This is a genomic window from Streptomyces sp. NPDC054849 (assembly GCF_053610945.1).
Genome location: NZ_JBSGZI010000153.1, coordinates 1 through 14,233, shown reverse-complemented (window position 1 = coordinate 14,233; position 14,233 = coordinate 1). Strand labels below are relative to the sequence as shown.

At 72.3% G+C, this 14,233-nt stretch carries 12 protein-coding genes; 5 read left to right on the top strand and 7 right to left on the bottom strand.

What is annotated here, in order from left to right; all coding sequences use genetic code 11:
- Positions 1-147: 147 nt before the first annotated feature.
- The 3 genes from ACWGIF_RS36345 to ACWGIF_RS36335 all read right to left on the bottom strand — a co-directional run bounded on the left by ACWGIF_RS36345 (position 148) and on the right by ACWGIF_RS36335 (position 5,026).
- Complete coding sequence (locus ACWGIF_RS36345) at positions 148-2,460, bottom strand: SpoIIE family protein phosphatase (RefSeq protein WP_453503952.1); 2,313 nt, start codon at positions 2,458-2,460, stop codon at positions 148-150.
- Between the two features lie 306 nt (positions 2,461-2,766).
- Entirely contained in the window at positions 2,767-3,420 is a 654-nt protein-coding gene (gene fomD, locus ACWGIF_RS36340; protein WP_453503956.1) for a cytidylyl-2-hydroxypropylphosphonate hydrolase, read from the bottom strand.
- A gap of 202 nt (positions 3,421-3,622) precedes the next feature.
- The gene (locus ACWGIF_RS36335) at positions 3,623-5,026 is read right to left on the bottom strand and encodes a class II fumarate hydratase (RefSeq protein ID WP_453503950.1); all 1,404 of its coding nucleotides are present in this window, start codon (positions 5,024-5,026) and stop codon (positions 3,623-3,625) included.
- A gap of 108 nt (positions 5,027-5,134) precedes the next feature.
- Between ACWGIF_RS36335 and ACWGIF_RS36330 the strand changes: the two genes are divergently transcribed.
- On the top strand, positions 5,135-6,661 hold the full coding sequence (locus ACWGIF_RS36330; protein ID WP_453503948.1) for a ricin-type beta-trefoil lectin domain protein: 1,527 nt from the start codon (positions 5,135-5,137) through the stop codon (positions 6,659-6,661).
- 252 nt (positions 6,662-6,913) lie between these two features.
- Here ACWGIF_RS36330 and ACWGIF_RS36325 read toward each other — a convergent pair whose 3' ends face one another.
- On the bottom strand, positions 6,914-7,684 hold the full coding sequence (locus ACWGIF_RS36325) for a glycerophosphodiester phosphodiesterase (RefSeq protein WP_453503946.1): 771 nt from the start codon (positions 7,682-7,684) through the stop codon (positions 6,914-6,916).
- Positions 7,685-7,784: 100 nt separating this feature from the next.
- Here ACWGIF_RS36325 and ACWGIF_RS36320 point away from each other — a divergent pair, with 100 nt between their 5' ends.
- Entirely contained in the window at positions 7,785-8,180 is a 396-nt protein-coding gene (locus tag ACWGIF_RS36320; protein ID WP_453503944.1) for a hypothetical protein, read from the top strand.
- Positions 8,181-8,195: 15 nt separating this feature from the next.
- Here ACWGIF_RS36320 and ACWGIF_RS36315 read toward each other — a convergent pair whose 3' ends face one another.
- On the bottom strand, positions 8,196-8,807 hold the full coding sequence (locus ACWGIF_RS36315) for a hypothetical protein (protein ID WP_453503942.1): 612 nt from the start codon (positions 8,805-8,807) through the stop codon (positions 8,196-8,198).
- Positions 8,808-8,943: 136 nt separating this feature from the next.
- Positions 8,944-10,617 (bottom strand): fumarate hydratase, encoded by a 1,674-nt coding sequence (locus ACWGIF_RS36310; RefSeq protein ID WP_453503940.1) that lies wholly within the window; start codon positions 10,615-10,617, stop codon positions 8,944-8,946.
- Between the two features lie 138 nt (positions 10,618-10,755).
- Between ACWGIF_RS36310 and ACWGIF_RS36305 the strand changes: the two genes are divergently transcribed.
- Positions 10,756-11,415: a DUF1707 SHOCT-like domain-containing protein gene (locus ACWGIF_RS36305; RefSeq protein ID WP_453503938.1), complete on the top strand. Its 660-nt coding sequence runs from the start codon at positions 10,756-10,758 to the stop codon at positions 11,413-11,415.
- Between the two features lie 157 nt (positions 11,416-11,572).
- Complete coding sequence (locus ACWGIF_RS36300; RefSeq protein WP_453503936.1) at positions 11,573-11,980, top strand: WhiB family transcriptional regulator; 408 nt, start codon at positions 11,573-11,575, stop codon at positions 11,978-11,980.
- Positions 11,981-12,375: 395 nt separating this feature from the next.
- Here the strand turns inward: ACWGIF_RS36300 and glpX are convergent, their stop codons facing one another.
- Complete coding sequence (gene glpX / locus ACWGIF_RS36295; protein ID WP_453503934.1) at positions 12,376-13,407, bottom strand: class II fructose-bisphosphatase; 1,032 nt, start codon at positions 13,405-13,407, stop codon at positions 12,376-12,378.
- 236 nt (positions 13,408-13,643) lie between these two features.
- Between glpX and ACWGIF_RS36290 the strand changes: the two genes are divergently transcribed.
- Entirely contained in the window at positions 13,644-14,162 is a 519-nt protein-coding gene (locus ACWGIF_RS36290) for a DUF4245 domain-containing protein (protein WP_453503954.1), read from the top strand.
- Positions 14,163-14,233: the final 71 nt, after the last annotated feature.

The following is a 14,233-nucleotide window of genomic DNA, read 5'->3' as shown; positions in this document are numbered from 1 at the left end:
GAGGAACGCTGAAAGACCGCCGCCCCGCAGCCTTCACGCTGCGGGGCGGCGGTTTTTTCGTACGGGCGGGACACGGCCGCAGCCTCGAAGGGCATCGGGCCGTCCTTCGGGTACGGGGAGACCGGCCCCCGGGGAGGCCGGTTCCGGTCAACGCCGCTCGCTCGCCCCCGGCAACGCGAGCTCGAACCAGACCACCTTTCCGCTGCTGAGCCGGGTGGCTCCCCAGCGGCGCGCCATCCGGTTGACCAGGAACAGGCCGCGGCCGCCCTCGTCGGTGTCCCGTGCCCGGCGCTGGCGGGGCAGCTGCGGGGAGTCGTCGCCGACCTCGCAGCGCAGCACGTCCGTCCGCAGCAGGCGCAGCGTCACGGGCCGCTCCGCGTACCGGACGGCATTGGTGACGACCTCGCTGACCAGCAGCTCCAGCGAGTCGCTCAGCTCCTCCAGGCCCCATCGGGTGAGGGCGCGGCGGGCGAACCGGCGGGCCCGCCCCGGGGCGGTCTCCTCCGGGTCCAGGAACCAGTACGCGACGTCACTGGGCGCGATGCCGTCGAAGCGGGCCGCGAGCAGCGCGATGTCGTCGTCCCGGTCACCCGGTCCCAGCATGTCCAGGACGTCGTCGCACAGGGCCTCCAGCGGCGGCGGGTGGTCCAGGCCGGTCAGCTGCGCGGTGGTCGCCAGGCGTTCGCGGAGCTGCTCGATGCCGGTCCACACGTCCCGCAGGCGCGATTCCACCAGACCGTCGGTGTACAGCAGCAGGGTGGCCCCGGCGGGCGCGTCCAGCTCCACCGCCTCGAAGTCCACGCCGCCGACGCCGATGGGGGCGCCGGGCGGGACGCGCAGCACCTCGGCGCGGCCGCCCAGGTGCAGCAGCACCGGCGGCGGGTGGCCGGCGTTGGCGATGGTGATCCGGTGCGCGACGGGGTCGTAGACGGCGTACAGGCAAGTGGCCATGCGGTCGGAGCCGAGCCGCTGAGCCTGCTCGTCCAGGTGGTGAAGGACCTCCGCGGGCGGCAGGTCCAGCTGCGCGAGGGTCTGCGCGGTGGTGCGGAGCTGGCCCATGATCGCGGCGGAGGTCATGGAGTGGCCCATGACGTCGCCGACGACCAGCGCGACCCTGCTGCCGGGCAGCGGTATGGCGTCGTACCAGTCGCCGCCGACCCGAGCCGTCTCGGCGGCGGGCAGATAGCGGGAGGCCAGGCGCACGCCGGTGGGCTGCGGAAGGCTGTCGGGCAGCATGGTGCGCTGGAGCTCGTCGGCGATGTACGCCTCACGGCCGTACAGGACCGCCTTGTCGATGCCGAGCGCGGTGTGCGTGGCCAGTTGGGCGGCGACCAGGAGGTCGTTCTGCTCGAAGGCCGGACGCTCGGGGCTGCGCAGGAAGACGGCGGCGCCGATCACACGGCGCCGACCGCGCAGGGGCGCGAGGACGGCCCGGTTGCCGCGCGGCAGCGGATGGTCCACGCCGAGCAGCTCGGGCAGCGCGGCCCTGGCGGCGGCGGAGGAGCCGAAGACGGGCCGTACGCCGCGCAGCACCTCGGCGAGCGCGCCGCCGGGCCGGATCTCGCACAGCTCGGCCGCGGGCAGGTCACCCTGCGGGCCGACCAGCGGCAGCTGGCTGAAGTCGAGCTCGCCGGTGGCCCCCGCGGCCCCGGCGAGGTCCAGGCCCGCGCCCATGGTGGTGCTGTTGTCGGTGAGGTCGTCGATCGGCCGGAGCCGGTCGGTGCGCCGCAGCCTTAAAACGACCGGCCCGACGGGGCGTTCGTCCCCGACCGGGAGCGGGTCGCGCAGATAGACGAGGATGGCGTCCGAAAAGGTCGGCACGGTGGCCCTGCACAGGCCGAGCACGATCTCGTCGAGGTCGATGCCGCGGGCGATGCGCCGGGTCGCGGCGCCGACGAAACGCAGCCGGTCCCCTTCGCGGCGCGTGGCGGTCGCCTCTGCGGCGCCCCCGCCCGGTGTTGCGGACCCGCCGCCGTGACGGCCGGCTCCGCCCCCGACGCCCGCGCTCTCGCCGCTGTCGCCGCCCTCGGCCGGGCCGGCGCCTTCGCCGCGCGGACGCGGTGCCTCGGCGGGAGCGCCGAGCCCAGGGCCGCCGAGTCCGGCGCCACCGGTCGCCGGGTCGCGGACGGTCGCATCGTGCCGCGGGCGGGCTGCGCCCGGGCCCGGCTCCGCCGAGGCCGGCGCCTCACCCGGACCCGGCACGGCCGCGTTACGGCGGGGCCGGGGGAGTCCTGCACCGCCGCCCGCGCCGGGGCCCGCCGCTGAGCGGGCCGCACGGACGTCGGAGGCCGCTGCGGCGGCGCCGCCCGGCTCCGCCGCGGGGCCCTTGCCGGTGCCCGCGGCATGCGTGCGCACGGCCTCGGCGGCGGCGATGGGCGCCTTGCCGTGGCCGGCCTCGTCCGTACCTCCGCCGGAGGCGACGGGCTGCGGGCCCTCCTGGGAGGTGGGGTACTCCGTCACGCGTGGAATTCCGTCCGTTTGCGCTCGATGTGCGCTGCACTCAACTCGGTCAGTCGCGGTATACCCGCTCAGCGGCCCGGGCACCATCGCCCCGAGGTTCCTCCCCAAACTTCTCGGCCGGCCTGCGGCCGGGAGCTGCCACCGGGCGGATCCCCGCCCCTCGCTGCCTCTCGTCCTGCGTCGACCTCCGGTCAAGTCCCGCTTGCGGCCCGGCTCTTGCACAGGTGCGGCGGTACCGCATCTCCCCCGCGCGCGACCTCGCGGATGCCGATCCTACGGTCGAACCCCGGGGGCGCATCAAGGGTCTCATGAGGTCATATGCGCCGGGGTGTGGTCCCAGCCCTCCGGCAGGGCCGGAATCCTCCAGGCCGGATCCGGCCGCCAGTCCTGCCAGCCGTCGGAGAACGGAGTTCCCCATTCTTTGATCACCTCGACCGCCGAGAGCCCGGCCTCCCGGACCCGCTGCGCCCGCTGACGGTCCATCAGGCCGGACCGCTGGGCCTGGGCGAACTCGTCCTCGTCCAGCCACTTCCAACTGCGGTCCGGATAGACGGCGATGTCGAGGAAGTGGTCCTCGGAGTCGACCCCGCCCGCCCACCGGGCCCGCGGCTCCTCCAGGTTCACGTACCAGTTCTTGAACTGCCAGCCGCGACCCCAGAACAGCCACACCGACCACGGGTCACCGGGCCGGGCCAGCTTCAGGACCCCGCCGCCGAACCAGCGCGAGCGTGCGGTCGTCCGCGGTGCGGTGTAGCGGGTGGCGAGGGGCTCCTCGTGGACCGGCGTGCCGTCGGCGAGGACCGGCTTGACGCACTCGGTGCCGGGGGCCATCCAGACGGCCAGAAGCTCGTCGGTGTCCTGCACCACGGTGACGGGGCGGCAGATGTGCACCGCTCCCTTCAGCCCCGGGGCGTGGTCGCGGTAGCGCCAGAGGATCTGCTCCCCCGGTGCCCAGCGCATGCCCTGCGCGGGGTTCCGCGGCGCGCTGTGCGCCGCGCCGCTCCCGGGCTTGAAGGTACCTGTCATGCGCAGATCTTAGGGCGGGGCTCCGTACGCCCGCTGCGGTGCAGGTCACCGCGGGTCGCCCCGGCGGAGTCGGGGGGCGGGTCCGGGGACGATATTCGGCCGGATCCGGCCCCCGCCCGGGGTGGGTCCGTGAGGTTCAGGGATGCGTCATGCGCAGGACGTCCAGTGCCTCGTCGAGCTGTTCCAGGGTGAGGGCGCCGCGGTCGACGTAGCCGGACTCCAGGACGACCTCCCTGATCGTCTTGCGTTCGGCGAGGGACTTCTTGGCGACCTTGGCCGCCTCCTCGTAGCCGATGTAGCGGTTCAGCGGGGTCACCACGGAGGGCGAGGACTCGGCGTACTCCCTGGCCCGCGCCTCGTTCGCGGTGATCCCGTCCACCGTACGGTCGGCCAGCAGGCGGCTCGCGCTGCCGAGCAGCCGGATCGATTCGAGCAGGTTGCGGGCCATCACCGGGAGCATCACGTTGAGCTCGAAGTTGCCGGCGGCGCCCGCCACCGCCACGGTGGCGTCGTTCCCCATGACCTGCGCGGCGACCATCAGAACGGCCTCCGGGACCACCGGATTGACCTTCCCCGGCATGATCGACGATCCCGGCTGAAGATCCGGGAGATTGATTTCGGCCAATCCGGTGCGCGGGCCGGAGGCCATCCAGCGCAGATCGTTGGAGATCTTGGTGAGTGAGACGGCGACCGTCCGGAGCATCCCCGAGGTCTCCACCAGGGCGTCCCGCGCCCCTTGGGCCTCGAAGTGGTCGCGCGCCTCGGTCAGCGGCAGTCCGGTGGCGACCGCCACCTGGGCGATCACGGAGGCGGAGAAACCGGGCGGGGTGTTGATCCCGGTGCCCACGGCGGTGCCGCCCAGCGGCAGCTCGGCGAGCCGGGGCAGGGCCGAGCGCAGCCGCTCGACGCCGTAGCGGATCTGGGCCGCGTAGCCGCCGAACTCCTGGCCGAGGGTGACCGGGGTCGCGTCCATCAGGTGGGTCCGCCCGGCCTTGACCATCCGCGCGAACTCGGCGGCCTTGCGCTCCAGTGCGGCGGCCAGGTGCTCCAGCGCCGGAATCAGCTCGCCGGTGACGGCGGCGGTGGCGGCGATGTGGATGGACGACGGGAAGACGTCGTTGGAGCTCTGCGAGGCGTTGACGTCGTCGTTGGGGTGGACCTCCCGCCCGAGGCGCTCGGTGGCCAGGGTGGCGATCACCTCGTTGGCGTTCATGTTGGACGAGGTCCCCGAGCCGGTCTGGAAGACGTCCACCGGGAAGTGGTCGTCCCAGCGGCCGTCCGCGACCTCGGCGGCGGCGGACCGGATCGCGTCGGCGACGTCCTGGTCCACCACGCCGAGCCGCGCGTTCACCACGGCGGCGGCCGCTTTGATCCGGGCGAGGGCCTCGATGTGGGCGCGTTCCAACCGCTGCCCGGACACGGGGAAGTTCTCCACCGCGCGCTGGGTCTGCGCACGCCACTTGGCGTTCAGGGGCACCCGTACGTCGCCCATGGAGTCGTGCTCGATCCGGAACGCGTCGGCCTGCTGATGTTCGGTCATTTTCCCGGCCTCCTCAAAAAGTTGAGCAATTGTCTTGTTCGAAGTGTTCCCAAGTCCCCTACCGGCCAGTAAATACCGTGGGTAACACTGACATCCGGGGAGGCGTTCATGGCACGTGCCCGTACGAGACCCATGCTCAGATCTACCGTCGCCGCCGTCGCGGCGATCGCGGCCGCCCTGGCGGGCGTCACCGCCATCACCCCCATGGCCCAGGCGGCGACCACCGCCGGGGTGGTCACCCCCCTGTCGCCCGAGCTGGAGGCCATCCGCGCCGCGGAGGCCGTCGAGATCTACGGCGACGCGGCCGTCCGTCCGCTGAACGAGCGCAAGACCGGACTCATATCACTGGGCGACAGCGAGATCTCGGGCGAGGGCGTCGGCACCTACGACCCCGCGACCAACACGCCGGACAACCAGTGCCACCGATCGCCGGACTCGGCGATCCACCGCACCGGCATCCCGGCCGACCTCACCTTCAACGTCGCCTGCTCCGGCGGCTACACCGGCAACATCAGGATCGGCGGCAGCAAGCAGTACGCCGACGAACTGGTGCAGAGCGACAGCCTGGCCGTCAAGGCCCGCAACACGAAGATCAAGATGGTCCTGCTCGTCGCCGGGGCCAACGACGACCTGCAGTTCGGTCCGGTCATGACCGACTGCGTGACCCGGTGGGTCCTCAGCCAGGGCACCTGCGAGCCCAAGTACGCCCCCGGCTGGCAGGCGCGGGTCGACGGCCTGAAGCCCAAGGTCGAGGCCACGGTCGCCGACCTCAAGAAGGTCATGCGCGACGCCGGTTACGCCGACTCCGACTACAAGCTGGTCGTCATGGGCTACCCGAGCCCCATCGGCCCCGACTTCTACGACAACCCCAACTTCCCCGGCAAGCTGCCCGGCGGCTGCGCCGGCTACGACTCCGACGCCACCTGGGGCCGCAACTACGCGGTACCCACCTTCGAGAAGGGCATGCGCGCGGCGGCCCTCGCCTCCGGAGCGATCTACCTGGACAACTCGCGGCTCTTCCACGGGCACGAGGTGTGCATGGAGGACACCTGGGCCCGCGGGCTCTACCTGGACCTCGGGGACCACTTCCCCTGGGACGAGAACACCGCCCGCCAGTCCTTCCACCCCAACTACCGGGGCCACGGGGCGTTCGCGTCCTGCCTGACCCAGCTGTACGCCTCGGGCCTGCGCGAGGCCTCCTGCGCCGACCCCGCGAGCACCGGAACGCCCGTGTTGCAGGCCGGGGCCTGGGACGACACGTTCAAGCCCTTGAAGAACGAGGCGACCGGCAACTGTCTCGACGCCTTCGGCGGCTCCAGCGCCAATGCGACCAAGATCGTGGGCTGGGACTGCCACGGGGGCCGTAACCAGGGCTGGTGGTACGACTCCGCACGCAAGGCCGTCCACATCGAGCTCACCCAGGACCGCTGCCTCGACGCCCCCGGCGCCGGCTACGGCTCCGGCACCGGCCTGATCATCTGGAACTGCCACGGCGGCGCGAACCAGAAGTTCGTCCGCGACGGCGCCACCATCCGCCCCGCGGCCGCCACGGGCATGTGCCTGACGGTGGCAGCCGCCCACGAACCGCTGCGTCTGCAGACCTGCAACGGGTCCGCCAACCAGCGCTTCGTGTAACCGCCCCGTCCTCTTCCGACCCCCGACCACCGACCCCCGACCACCGACCCCCGACACCGTCTCCCTCCGACCCCTCAGTCCCTCCGACCCGTCACCCCCTCCGACCCCCACGCCCGGCCGGCGCACCCCGGCCGGGTGTCGCCCCTGCCCGTGGCCGTCCCGTGCCGGCCGGGCGTGACCCGGAGCGCTCTCGGCCTGTCCCGCCGCCAGGCGGGGCCCAGACGGGGCCCAGACGGGGCGCCAGACGGGGCGTCAGAGGCCTTCCAGCTGCTCCCGGACCTGCCGAGGCCGGTTGGTGATGAGGGTGTCGACGCCCAGGCGCAGGCACAGTTCAACGTCCCGTGGCTCGTCCACGGTCCACACCCGTACCGAAAGCCCCTTGGCCTTCAGCCGCCCCACCAGTCCCGGGTCCCTGCGCACGAGATCAATGCCCGGGCCCGCGTGGGTCGCGTACGGCGGGCGTACCGGGCGCAGTCGCCGCTCGATCAGGTAGACGGCGGGCAGGCCGGGCGCGAGCCGGTGCAGCCGGGTCAGCGCGTTGCGGGAGAAGCTCATCACCTCGACCAGGCCGGCCGATCCGTCGGCCAGCCCGTACGCGCGGAGCATCCTGACCAGTTCGGCCTCCAGTCGGCCGCCCGCGCGGGTCGGGTGCTTGGTCTCGACGGCGAGCCCGACCGGCCGGGGCGCCGCCAGCGCCTCCCGGAGCAGGTCCTCGAAGAGCAGCACGCGGGCGCCGGCGTGCCCGGCCCCCTTCCACGCCCCGAAGTCGAGGGCGGACAGCTCCTCGTAGGTCATCTCGGAGACCAGTCCCCGCCCGTCGGAGGTCCGCTCCACGCGCCGGTCGTGCACACAGACCAGCTTGTGGTCGGCCGTGAGCCGTACGTCGCACTCGAGCGCGTCGGCCCCGTCGGCGATGGCCTGCCGGTAGGCGGCGAGGGTGTGCTCGGGGTGCGCGTGGGAGGCCCCGCGATGGGCGACCACCCGGACGGCGCGTGCGGTGCGGAGGGGGGACGTCGCAGTCATACGGAAATCCTTGCAAACCAGGGTGAACGCGCAGGCGCGGGGCTGTGTACCCGACGTTAACCGGATGCGCCGCCGCTCCCGCGCAGGGCACGGTGACGCCATGCCCGATCCGACGATGCTCACCTCGTACTGCGTGCCGTGTCCACACTGCGTCTTTCACGCCTGGCAGCTGATCGAGGGCGGGCGGCTGGGCTGGGAAGCGGAGTGGCAGTGCGACCAGTGCGGACTCGGCGCACCCATGCCGTGCACCCGGGACCGCGGGTGGGGATCGGTCCCCGCCCACGTCCGCGCGGCCCTCGTGGCCGCCGAGGGCACGGTCCCGCTCCGCGTGGACGGCTCCGGCGGCGCGGCCCTGAAGGTGTTCCGCGACGCGCTCGGCATGACCATTCAGGAGGCCCTGGCCGTCGTGCGCGACGGGTACCGGGCCACCCCCGTCGAGGCCCGGTACCTGACGGACCGGCTGCGCGAGGCCGGGTTCTCCGTAAGGGCGCAGTAGTGCCTACGCCTACGCCTAGGGCTGCGGCTGCGGCTTCGGCGCCAGCGGGGCCGGGGTGACCTTGAAGCCGCCCTTGGTGACCTCCGTGAAGGGCGCCGGGGCCATGCAGGTCCCCACCGTGGGCTCGGCAACCGAGCCGTCGGGCTTCACGTCGACGTTGACGATGGCCCAGGAGAAGCCGACGCGGTCAGGACCACCGCGCTCGCCGTCCTGGACGCTGATGCCGATCCGCTTGCCCACCCAGCCGACGTTCGAGCTCGTGACCACCGCGGTCAGCGTGGCCGTTTTGCCGCCTGTGACCATGCAGTCGACGTCGGCCTCGGCCACGCCGGTGAAGTTCTCTCCCGGCATGGCGTGGTAGACCGTCACCCGGCCGCGGGCGTCCGTCGGCAGACCGTTCTCCAGGCCCTTGCCCGGGAAGGGCCTGCTCCACGGCGCGGATTCGGCGTCGACCGTGAAGCGGATGTCGTCCTCCTTGGGGGCGTAAGGGAAGACCACCGTGCCTCCACCGTGCACGGAGGCGAGCTTCGGGGCGGCGGGCGCCGCCGGGGCGGGGGCCGCCGCGACCAGGGTGGCCACCAGGACGGCGGATCCGGCCAGGGCGAGGGCGCGGGTGCGGTTCGTCATCGTGAACTCCCGTTTTCCAGGGGATGTTTGGGTACGTCCAAAGCCTCGCCCGGCGCCCGCCCGCCTGCCATCTGCCGACCGGCGGACATGCGTGAGGGCCTCTCCCCCGATCGGGGGAGAGGCCCTCATTCGCGCGTTACAGGCCCGGGCCGCGGACGGGGATGTGGGTGAACGTCGGCTCCGGGGCCGGGTTCTGGAAGAAGTCGTTGCCCTTGTCGTCGACCACGATGAAGGCCGGGAAGTCCTCGACCTCGATCTTCCAGACCGCCTCCATGCCGAGCTCCTCGTACTCCAGGACCTCGACCTTCTTGATGCAGTCCTGGGCCAGGCGCGCCGCCGGGCCGCCGATCGAGCCCAGGTAGAAGCCGCCGTGCGTGCCGCACGCGTCCGTCACCTGCTGCGAGCGGTTGCCCTTGGCCAGCATGACCTTCGAGCCGCCCGCCGCCTGGAACTGCTCGACGTAGGAGTCCATGCGGCCGGCCGTGGTGGGGCCGAAGGAGCCCGACGCGTATCCCTCGGGGGTCTTCGCGGGGCCGGCGTAGTAGACCGGGTGGTCCTTCAGGTACTGCGGCATCTCCGCGCCCGAGTCCAGCAGCTCCTTGATCTTGGCGTGCGCGATGTCGCGCGCCACGACGAGCGGGCCCGTCAGCGAGAGCCGGGTCTTGACCGGGTGCTTGGTCAGGGTCGCCAGGATCTCGTCCATCGGCTGGTTCAGGTCGATGGAGACCACGTCCGCGGAGTCGTCGAGGTGCGAGTCCGTGGTGTCCGGCAGGAAGCGCGCCGGGTCCGTCTCCAGCTGCTCCAGGAAGACGCCCTCGGCGGTGATCTTCGCGGTCGCCTGGCGGTCGGCGGAGCAGGACACGGCGATCGCCACCGGCAGGGAGGCGCCGTGGCGGGGCAGGCGCACGACGCGGACGTCGTGGCAGAAGTACTTGCCGCCGAACTGCGCGCCGATGCCGATCTTCTGGGTCAGCTCGAAGACCTTCTCCTCCAGACCGAGGTCGCGGAAGCCGTGGCCCGTGGCGGAGCCCTCGGTCGGCAGCTCGTCCAAGTAGTGCGCAGAGGCGTACTTGGCGGTCTTGAGCGCGTGCTCGGCGGAGGTGCCGCCGACCACGATCGCCAGGTGGTAGGGCGGGCACGCCGCCGTACCGAGCGAGCGGATCTTCTCCTCCAGGAACTTCATCATGGAGGCCTCGTTGAGGACCGCCTTGGTCTCCTGGTAGAGGAAGGACTTGTTGGCCGAGCCGCCGCCCTTGGCCATGAAGAGGAACTTGTACGCGCCGCCGTCGGTCGCGTACAGCTCGATCTGCGCGGGCAGGTTCGAGCCGGTGTTCTTCTCCTCCCACATGGTGATCGGGGCCATCTGGGAGTAGCGCAGGTTCAGCCGCGTGTAGGCGTCGTAGATGCCGCGCGACAGCGCCGCCTCGTCCTCGCCCGAAGTCAGCACGTTCTGGCCGCGCTTGCCCATGACGATCGCCGTGCCCGTGTCCTGGCACATCGGCAGGACGCCGGCCGCAGCGATGTTCGCGTTCTTCAGCAGGTCCAGGGCCACGAACTTGTCGTTCGAGGAGGCCTCGGGGTCGTCGATGATGCGGCGCAGCTGCGCGAGGTGCGCGGGGCGCAGGAAGTGCTGGATGTCGTGGATGGCCTCCTCGGCGAGCTTGCGCAGCGCCTCGGGCTCCACCTTGAGGAACGTACGGCCGTCAGCCTCGAAGGTGGACACGCCCTCGGCGGTCACCAGCCGGTAGGGGGTGGTGTCCTCGCCCAGGGGCAGCAGGTCGGTGTACGCGAACTCCGGCATTGGGGCCATTCCTCACTCGGCAGACAGCACTGACGACCAATTGGCAGCGCAGTCCACCAGCGTAGGACCTCCCGCCGGGCGTGTGTCTGTGAGGTAAGGCTCACTCGGTAGTATCGCGATCTATCGTGTCTCGCTATGCTGGGCGTCGTGGACCTGGAAAAGCACCCCGCCGCCCCCGCACCCGCCCCTGCCGAGCTGCGTGCCTCCGACGCCGACCGGGACCGGATCGCGCAGATCCTCGGCGACGCCCTCGCCGAAGGCCGGCTGACCGCCGAAGAGCACTCCGACCGGCTGGACTCGCTGTACGCCCTCAAGACGGTGGGCGAACTGGAAGTGCTCGTACGGGATCTGCCCGCGCCCGGCGGCGTCCATGCGGCGCCCGCGTATCCGGGCCACCACGCCCCGGCCGGCGGTCCTGCGGAGACCATCGTCGCGGTGTGCAGCAGCTCCGCCCGCAAGGGCCGCTGGCGGCCCGGGGCGCACTCCCGCGCCGTCTCTGTCATGGGCGACATCACCATCGACCTCACCGAGGCGGTCTTCGAGCAGCAGGTCACCGAGATCAACGTGACCTGCGTCCTCGGCAACGTCGAGGTGCTGGTCCCGGAGAACGTCACCCTGCGCGGCTACGGCAGCGGGGTCCTCGGCAATTTCGAGGTGCGCGGCGAGGGCCGCGGGGAGACCGACCCGCAGGCCCCGGTGGTGATCGTCCGCGGTTTCGCGCTGCTGGGCAACATCGAGGCGCGCCCCAAGCGGGGCGCTTTCCTGGTCGACCTGGCCCGCAAACTGCGCAAGCGCCTCGACGGCTGAAACCGTGCCGGTCGGCGTGTGACGGCGGGGGGCACAGCAGGGTCTTGTTTCGGACGAACCCCGCTCGATCCGTGGCACGCAGTGCATAGGGGGGCGTACAGCGGGTAAGGACAGGTGCATCGTCTCTCGCTCACGTATACGTCGTCAGGAGTAGACCGTGCCGCATCCGCCGCATCAGTCCCTGCAGGTAGCCGCCGTGAAGAGCCTCCAGGGGCCCGGGGTGCGCCCCTCGGCCGTGCCGAAGCCGCGGGTGCCTGCCAGGGCGGAAGACGGCCCATGGCATGCGGAGGCGGTGTGCCGCCGCGACGAGGCGGGGCTGTTCTTCGCGCCCTCCAAGGAACCGACCGCGGCCCGGCTCGCCCGCGAGGAGGCCGCCAAGCGCGTCTGCGCCCGCTGTCCCGTGATGGTCTCCTGCCGTGAGCACGCACTGCTCCAGCCCGAGCCGTACGGGGTCTGGGGCGGTCTCACCGCCGCCGAGCGCCGGGTGGTGCTGGCGCGGATGCGGCGCCGGGCCGCGGAACTGCGCCAGGCCCCGGGGACCGGTCCGATCGCCGCCGCGGGCTGAGCCGTCCGCCGCCGCGGGCTGAGCGGTCCGGGCACGGTCCGGGCCGAGCCTGCGGGCGGCCTGCCGCCGTACGCGAGACGGCCGGCCGCCGGCGGCAACCAGCTCCGGCCGCGGGCCACGACGATCGCCGGGCCAGGGCCCAGATGGCCGCCGCAGCGGGCCCGATGCGAGCCGGGCGCGGCCCGCGACCAGCGCCCGGGCCGCAGGCCGCAACCAGCTCCGGCCGCGGGCCGGACGCGACGATCGCCGGGCGCGGCCCGCGACCAGCGCCGCGTGGGTCCGATGCGCGCCGGATACGCGGAGCCGCGTGTCCGTGGACCCGCCGCCGTACGCGACACGCGAGAGGGGCGGCCCGCCGCACACGGACCGCCCCTCTCGTGCTGCCGAGCCGGAGGCTACTGCGCCCGGTCGAAGTCGATCGCGCTGTAGGCGCGCAGCTTCGACAGGCGGTGCGTGGAGTCGATCCGCCGGATCGTGCCCGACTTCGAGCGCATGACCAGCGAGGACGTCGTCGCGGTCTCCGAGCGGTAGTGGACGCCGCGCAGCAGCTCGCCGTCGGTGATGCCGGTGGCGACGAAGAAGACGTTCTCCCCGGACACCAGATCGTTGGTGTGCAGGACCCGGTCCAGGTCGTGGCCCGCGTCGATGGCCTTCTGGCGCTCGGCCTCGTCCTTGGGCCACAGCTTGCCCTGGATGGTGCCGCCGAGGCACTTGATGGCGCAGGCCGAGATGATGCCCTCGGGGGTGCCGCCGATGCCGAGCAGCAGGTCGACGCCGGTGCCCTCGCGCACCGCCATGACCGAGCCCGCGACGTCGCCGTCCGAGATGAACTTGATCCGGGCGCCGGTCTCGCGGATCTCCTTGACGATGCCCTCGTGACGGGGGCGGTCCAGGATGACCACGGTGACGTCCTCGACGGCCATGTTCTTGGCCTTGGCGACGCGGCGGATGTTCACCGAGACGGGGGCGTTGATGTCGACGAAGTCCGCGGCCTCGGGGCCGGTGACCAGCTTCTCCATGTAGAAGACCGCGGACGGGTCGAACATGGTGCCCCGGTCGGCGGCGGCCAGGACGGCGATGGCGTTCGGCATGCCCTTGGCGTTCAGGGTGGTGCCGTCGATCGGGTCCACGGCGATGTCGACCTCGGCGCCGGTGCCGTCTCCGACCCGCTCGCCGTTGAAGAGCATCGGGGCTTCGTCCTTCTCGCCCTCGCCGATGACGACGACGCCGTTCATCGAGACGGTGGAGATCAGGGTCCGCATCGCGTTGACGGCGGCGCCGTCGGCGCCGAGCTTGTCGCCGCGCCCGACCCACCGGCCCGCGGCCATGGCGGCGGCCTCGGTGACCCGGACGAGTTCCAGGGCGAGGTTGCGGTCGGGGGCCTCCGGAGAGACCTCGAGCTGGGGCGGCAGGTTGTGCTCGGTCATCGGAGCGCACCTTTCTGTACGGCGACGGCCGGGAAGTGAGGGTGCTGGAACTCTATCGGTACGTCGACATATTGAGCAGGGCGGGTCACTTATGAGCGGAATATCGGTCAGGCTCTTGGCCTGAGCGGACACCTTGCGCTCCGCGCGGGCCCCTCGGGGTCCGCCCTGCGGCTCGCCGGTGCGACCCCGGCGGTGATCGCCCCCCTGCGATGCGGGACGATGGTGCGGTGGCAGGTATGAAAGGCAAGCAGACGGTCTGGGACATGGTCCGGTCGCTGGGGGTGATCGGCATCGTCGTCGCCGGGATCTACCTCTTCGTCCCCCATGACGAGAAGGCCGATCCGACGCACAGGGTCGACTACCGCGTGGAGACCATCACGGCCCGGCGCGCGGCCCCGTACCCGGTGGCCGCCCCCGTGGGCCTCCCGGAGCAGTGGCGTGCGACCTCGGTGACGTACGAGCGCAAGAACGCCGACGCCTGGCACCTGGGCTTCCTCGATCCCGGCCGGCAGTACGTGGCGGTGGAGCAGTCCACGGACACCTCGGACAAGTACCTCGCCCGGGTCACCCAGAAGGCGACGGCCACCGGGCAGACGCAGCAGGTCGGCGGCGCGGCCTGGGAGCGCTGGGACGGCGAGAAGTACGACGCGCTCGTGCGGCGGGAGCAGGGCCACGTCACGGTCGTGACCGGGACGGCCCCCTTCGAGCAGCTCGCGGCGATGGCGGCGACGCTGGAGTTCAAGCAGGGCCGGTAGCGCCGGCGGCGACCGGGCGGTGAGCCGCCGGACGTCAGGTGGTACGCGGAAAGGGCCGTGCGTCCCGGGAT

Excerpts from the sequence above, each read along its gene's own strand:
- ACWGIF_RS36330 (WP_453503948.1), top strand. The coding sequence starts at position 5,135 with ATGGCACGTGCCCGTACGAGACCCATGCTCAGATCTACCGTCGCCGCC.
- ACWGIF_RS36310 (WP_453503940.1), bottom strand. The coding sequence starts at position 10,617 with ATGGCCCCAATGCCGGAGTTCGCGTACACCGACCTGCTGCCCCTGGGC.
- fomD (WP_453503956.1), bottom strand. The coding sequence starts at position 3,420 with ATGCGCTGGGCACCGGGGGAGCAGATCCTCTGGCGCTACCGCGACCAC.
- glpX (WP_453503934.1), bottom strand. The coding sequence starts at position 13,407 with ATGACCGAGCACAACCTGCCGCCCCAGCTCGAGGTCTCTCCGGAGGCC.
- ACWGIF_RS36320 (WP_453503944.1), top strand. The coding sequence starts at position 7,785 with ATGCCCGATCCGACGATGCTCACCTCGTACTGCGTGCCGTGTCCACAC.
- ACWGIF_RS36290 (WP_453503954.1), top strand. The coding sequence starts at position 13,644 with ATGAAAGGCAAGCAGACGGTCTGGGACATGGTCCGGTCGCTGGGGGTG.
- ACWGIF_RS36335 (WP_453503950.1), bottom strand. The coding sequence starts at position 5,026 with ATGACCGAACATCAGCAGGCCGACGCGTTCCGGATCGAGCACGACTCC.
- ACWGIF_RS36325 (WP_453503946.1), bottom strand. The coding sequence starts at position 7,684 with ATGACTGCGACGTCCCCCCTCCGCACCGCACGCGCCGTCCGGGTGGTC.
- ACWGIF_RS36315 (WP_453503942.1), bottom strand. The coding sequence starts at position 8,807 with ATGACGAACCGCACCCGCGCCCTCGCCCTGGCCGGATCCGCCGTCCTG.